This is a genomic window from Streptomyces viridochromogenes (assembly GCF_001270495.1).
Classification (GTDB): domain Bacteria; phylum Actinomycetota; class Actinomycetes; order Streptomycetales; family Streptomycetaceae; genus Streptomyces; species Streptomyces viridochromogenes_A.
On the sequence record NZ_LGUR01000088.1, the window covers coordinates 1 to 743 of the forward strand.

A 743-nucleotide genomic window follows, 5' to 3' on the forward strand; every position below is an offset into this window, starting at 1 on the left:
GTCAGCAGCTCCGTGTGCAGGGCGCGGAGTTCTGGGCCGGGGTCGGTGCCGAGGCCGTCGGCGAGGGCTCGGCGGGCGGTTTCGTAGGCGGCGAGGGCGTCGGCCGGGCGGCCCGTGTCGCGCAGGGCGCGGATGAGGAGGGCATGCAGCGGTTCGTCGTACGGGTGAACCGCGGTCAGTTCCTTCAGTTCGGGCACGGCGGGTTGGGCGCGGTCGAGTCGCAGGTCCGCCTCGATGCGGGCTCGGGTCGCCTCCAGGCGCATCGCCTCCGGGCGGGTCGCGGCGGTGTCGCGGTCGGGGAGGTCGGCCAGGGCGGGGCCGCGCCACAGGGTGAGGGCGGCGGTGAGGGTTCGGGCGGCGGTGGCCGGGTCGTCTTCGGCCAGGGCGGAGGTGCCCTCGTGTACGAGGCGTTCGAAGACGAAGAGGTCTACGTCGTCCTGCGTCGCCGTGAGGCGGTAGCCGCCGGGGGCGGAGGTGACGGTGTTCTTGCCGAGTGTGCGGCGGAGGCGGCCGATCAGTGCCTGGAGAGCGGCGTGGGCGTCCTGGGGTGGGGCGTCGGGCCAGACCTCGTTGATCAGGGTGTCGGGGGTGGTGATGTGGCCGGGGCGTAGGGCCAGGGCGGTGAGGAGGGCGCGGAGGCGGGGGCCGGCGATGGGTACGGCGGTGCCCTGGTCGTCGTTTGCCTGGGTGACGCCCAGGATTCTGTACCGCACCGGGTCATTGTGGCGGGGGTGGCTGTGGGG

At 74.2% G+C, this 743-nt stretch carries 1 protein-coding gene; it reads right to left on the minus strand.

The genetic code is table 11. The features are described 5' to 3' along the window. Positions 1-713: AfsR/SARP family transcriptional regulator (locus tag ADK36_RS10050; RefSeq protein WP_199830141.1), on the minus strand; the 713-nt coding region annotated here is incomplete at its 3' end. Positions 714-743: the final 30 nt, after the last annotated feature.